Here is a 4,815-nt window from a genome sequence, read left to right as displayed (position 1 = left end):
GCCCACGCCCGGCAGGCTGTTGTCAAAGCCCCCTGCCCCGCCGCCGTGGCTGGAGCTGGCAATGTAATAGCGCCGCACGTTGGCAGGCAGAGGCAGGTCGGCCCTGGCATCGGTACCCACCCATTCCGGCGTAAGTTTCAGGGCCCAGACCTCGGCCGAGCCAAAGTGCTCAACGATTTTCGGGCAGGTCTTGCTGGCTTCGCAACGATCAAGAATACCGGCAGGCGGCCCACCGCGCACCGGGTCGGCCGCGCGTGCCCACCACTGCGGCCCTTCACTGCCGGCCTGGTACAGCTCCAGCACGCCATCGGGCTGGGCCCAGCGGAAGTTCAGCGCGATGCGCCGGCCCGCAATGATGGGCCAGAGGCCGTCATGCACCTGGCGCCCGGCTTCGTCCCGGTTAAAGCCCAAGTGCAGCCAGCCGCGCAGAAAGTTGCCGGATTGCGAGACGCCCCGGCCAATGCTGTGGGTCACCACCCCAGCCACCGGGTTCGGTGTGCCGGCGTCATCAGCCCTGGCCGTCTTGAAGAACACCCCCATATCGCGCCAGGCGGCAAAGCCCACGCCCAGCAGGTAAGGATCGGCGGCCTTGAACACTACCTGGTAAAGCTTGCCGGCATCAAAACCGTTTTTCAGGCATATCTGCGTGGCATCAGGTACGCCGGGAAAAGGATTGGCCGCATCGCACTTGGCCCAGGCCCAGTCGGTGGAAGGAATCACTGTCTCGCCGGTCACATCGCCGCGGGTGGATTCAGCCGCGCGCGACACCAGGCGCGACTGGCGCGTGTCCAGGCTCACGGGCTTGTACGGAACAGGATTTGTTTGCACAACCAGCGGTTGCGAACCCGGGCCGGTGCGATTGACGATGCGGCCAAACACCTCGCCGGTGACGGGTGAGCCGTCGGCATTCCTTGCCACCGGCACCTTGAGCCAGTGGGGAAGCTCGACCGCAGCAGTGGCCCGCACCATGGTGGCGCCGGCATTGTCGCCCTGCCAGGCGCTTGTGAGGTCGATGTCACCCAATGCACGCTCCTGCACCACATTGGGCCGGCGCAAACCACGGTTGGGCACCTCATGCCACATTATGCCGCTGGCCTTGGACAAATCAACCGGCTTGGTCAACACAAAGGTGGCCACGTAACGTACCTTGCCATCGGCCTCTTTGCCCAGTTCAATGTCCTGGATGATGGCATTGCCAGACGCCTTGGGGTCCAGCTCGCCGAACGCGCGGCCGGCAACCTGTTCAAAGGCCACACCACCCGACAAATCTGCCGCCAGGGGAACGGTTTCGTCAATCACGATCCGCGTGACGCGGGCCTGGGCGGAATGTCCCAGCAACAACACGGCAGCCAGCGACGCAAGCGCCAGCCTTCCCAGCAGGTGAACGGGTCTCATGTCTGTCTCCTTCGTTTTTTTATGTCGACTGCTCGTCTGCAACTGCAAAAAACTACAAAAGCGACTCAATCGCGCCGGAAACGGCCACCTTTCCTTGGGCCAGCAAGGCGCGGTGCTTGTCCAGGCGCTTGAGGTCATAGAGATAATTCACCATCAGGCCGTACGATTGCCTGAGCCCTTTGGGCGTCGGGTCGCCCGCCCAGTTGATGCGCTCCACGCGCGCCCCATTGCCCAGATGAAAGCGTGCCACCGGATCCAGCGGCTTGCCCTCTTCCAGGGCCCGGCCCAGGTAATGGGCCGCGCAGTGCAGCAGCATCTTTCGCACCGGCGACTTTTCACCGAGGGCCAGCGGGTTTTCTGCGGCGGTCAGCAGGTGCCCTGCAGTGGGCGGCTCAAACCCCACCGCCCGGCCCAGGGCGGCAAGCTCCTTGTCTCCCAGCGTTTCCAGCATGGCCGCCGCGTTCTTGCCCAGCCAGCTGCGAAACCCCGGAATCGGAGAAAGAGTGGCAAAGGTCTTGAGCTTGGGAAACTCCTCTTTCAGGGTCTCCACCACGCGCTTGATCAGCGAATCGCCAAAGCTCACGCCGCGCAGGCCGGCCTGCGTATTGCTGATGGAATAGAAAATCGCAGTGGTCGCGCGGCTCAGGTCCGAGGGCGCTGCCAGCTCATCGAGCAAAGGCATGATGTCGCCCGCGATCGTCTCGACCATCGCGACCTCGACAAAAATCAGCGGCACCTCTGGAAGACGCGGGTGGAAGAAGCCATAGCAGCGACGGTCACTGTCGAGCCGGTTTTTGACGTCGGCCCATCCCTTGATGTCATGGACCGCTTCGTACTTGATCAGTTTTTCAATCAGTGATGCCGGTGAATCCCAGGTGATGCGGCGCAGGTCAAGGAAACCGACGTCGAACCATGTCGAGAACATGTATTCCATTTCGACATCCAGGGCGAGCAAGCGCTTGTCGGCCTTGAGGCTGGGCTGCATGTCCGCACGCATTTCGACCAGGAACTGGATGCCGCCCGGATAGACGCTGAAGCGCTGCAGCAGACGCCGGCGCGGTGAGACTGTGGCACGGCGGTAACGCACCTCGGCCACCGCCTCTTCGGGTGTACCCACGGCAGCCGCAAACTGCGCCTGCGCAGCCTTGACCTTCTGCGGATTGGCGACGAACTGCTCACTCATCAGCATCCACAGGTCGCGCCGGCGAGCCGGGGTGGCGCCCTGGTACCAGGCCGCAATGGCCATGGCGCGCCGGCCGCCTTCCACCTCACTCACGCGTGGGTCGATGATGGCCTGCAGCTCCTGCAAGGTGCGGCGGAGTACGCGCGGCGACAGCGCTTCGTCCTTATGACTCAGGGTTGCCTGAAGCCGTTCATGCGTGCTTCGCGCGGGCAATTCGACGCTAGCTGCTATCTTTTTTGTAGCTGCTTGCGCACGGTTTGCTTGCCCTGCGGCAGTTTTTTCTGTAAGGCCTTTCTCGCCTGCCGTGAGCCGCGAAACATTGCGGCTGAGCCAGTCTGCGGCGCTCATGAGGCCACCCTGGAGCGCTGGCTGCGGGAAAGGTCACGCAGCGCTTCGCGCTGGCGCGTCAGGTGAGTGCGCATGGCGGCATCGGCACCTTCGCTGTCACGGCTTTTGAGGGCCGCAAACACCGTCATGTGCTCTGAAAGACTTTGCGCCAGGCGGCCCGGCGCGTGCAACTGCTGGAGCCGCGCCAGCTTCAATATTTTTCGCAGGTCCGCAATCGCCTGCGCGAGCCAGCGGTTGTTGGCCAACAGGATGATGGCCTCGTGAATGGCGAAATTGGTCGCGTAATAGTCATTGATCCGGCCGGCTTTGGCGTGACTGTTAAGCCGCTCATGCAAAGTAGTGAGCGCAGCCAGATCGGCGTCGGTGGCATTGCGTGCCGCCTCATAGGCGCAGCGCCCCTCCAGCAAGGCGATGACCGGGAAAATGTCGTCCAGGTCTTGCTCGGTCACCTCATTGACAAAGCAACCCCGCCGGGGTTCGTGGCGCAGAAGCCCTTCCGAGGTCAGCACCTTGAGCGCCTCGCGCAGTGGCGTGCGGGAGATTTCCAGCCGTTCGCATAGCGCCACCTCGTCCAGAAAACTCCCGGGCGCCAGCTGGCCGGCAAAAATCTGCTCGCGCAGGRTATTGGCGACYTCCTGATGCAATGAACTCTGGACCAGACGCATGACAGACCCCTTTTGACCGGCTGACGCAATGAACCCAAATACACGASACATCCACCGAACCCGGCAACCGCGRTGGCCCGGYACGTCCCGAAAACCCACCTGCTTYCATACAACTGCCCCGGCAGCGTCTGGAGTTTTCAGAATTCCAGCGGTAATTTCAAGTAATTACACATAATTATGGGAGCTAAAAAGCAGTCAGGCAAGTGCCCTGTGCCCGAAAACGACAGGGAGAAACCCTAGCGCCCCGAAGCGAGAGGCTCAGGGCGCCAGACAGTCCTGACGCCCTGAGCTATCGCCACAAATCAATAGCTGCCTGCGATGGATTTTCGGGGTTGACCCTGCCGGGAAGCCCACACCCAGAGCCCGACACCCGCTGCGATCATGGGCACGCAAAGCCATTGACCCATGCTCATACCCAGGGCGAGGATGCCCAGGAAGTCGTCGGGCTCACGGAAAAACTCGGCGATGAAACGAAACACACCGTAGCCGACCAGGAAGGCCCCTGAGACCTGCCCCACCTTACGCGGCTTGCGCGCGTACAGCCAGAGGAGCACGAACAGCAACAAGCCCTCCATCAGAAATTGATAGATTTGTGAGGGGTGACGCGGCTGCATGGCGCCGCTGCCCGGAAATACCATGCCCCAGGGCAAAGCAGGGTCGCTGAAGCGTCCCCAGAGCTCACCGTTAATGAAGTTGCCAACGCGCCCCGCCGCCAACCCGGTCGGTACGCAAGGCGCGACGAAGTCCATGACCTGCAGCCAGGGCCGCTGGCGCGAACGGGCAAACCACCATTGCGAGGCCAGCACACCCAGCATCCCGCCGTGAAAGCTCATGCCGCCCTGCCACACAAAAAAGATTTCAAGCGGGTGCGACAGGTAGTAACCGGGCTTGTAAAAAAGGCAGTAGCCAAGCCGCCCACCGACCACCACACCCATGACACCCAGGAACAGGATGTCTTCAATGTCCCTGCGCGACCAGGCGCCGGGGCCGGTGATGGACGCATAGGGCTCGTGGCGAAGGCGCCGCGTAGCCAGGAAGAAGAAGAGGCCAAAAGCCGCCAGATATGTCAGGCCATACCAATGGATGGCCAGGGGACCCAACTGCAGGGCAACCGGATTGATTTGCGGATGAATAAGCATGGGCCGTATTTTTGCATGCGAGGCTCGTAGGAAAGGGCTTACAGTGAGCCCGCTCGCTTAAACTGGGAGTAACGCCGTACAGGAT

Annotated in this window: 4 protein-coding genes; all 4 read right to left on the bottom strand. The window is 62.2% G+C overall.

Annotation, left to right across the window (positions count from 1 at the left end):
• Positions 1 to 1,395, bottom strand: a 1,395-nt coding sequence (locus tag AC1D1P_RS14455; protein ID WP_477673466.1) for an alpha/beta hydrolase domain-containing protein, incomplete at its 3' end; no start/stop codon positions are given.
• A gap of 52 nt (positions 1,396 to 1,447) precedes the next feature.
• Positions 1,448 to 2,926 (bottom strand): malonyl-CoA decarboxylase domain-containing protein, encoded by a 1,479-nt coding sequence (locus tag AC1D1P_RS14450; RefSeq protein ID WP_477673465.1) that lies wholly within the window; start codon positions 2,924 to 2,926, stop codon positions 1,448 to 1,450.
• Positions 2,923 to 3,591 (bottom strand): GntR family transcriptional regulator, encoded by a 669-nt coding sequence (locus AC1D1P_RS14445; protein ID WP_477673464.1) that lies wholly within the window; start codon positions 3,589 to 3,591, stop codon positions 2,923 to 2,925. Before AC1D1P_RS14445 ends, AC1D1P_RS14450 begins: the two co-directional genes overlap by 4 nt.
• Positions 3,592 to 3,893: 302 nt before the next feature.
• Positions 3,894 to 4,730 (bottom strand): prolipoprotein diacylglyceryl transferase, encoded by an 837-nt coding sequence (lgt, locus tag AC1D1P_RS14440; protein ID WP_477669056.1) that lies wholly within the window; start codon positions 4,728 to 4,730, stop codon positions 3,894 to 3,896.
• Positions 4,731 to 4,815 lie beyond the last annotated feature (85 nt).

This window comes from Polaromonas sp. P1_E1_2 (assembly GCF_056406035.1).
This window is presented reverse-complemented; position numbering and strand designations above follow the sequence as displayed.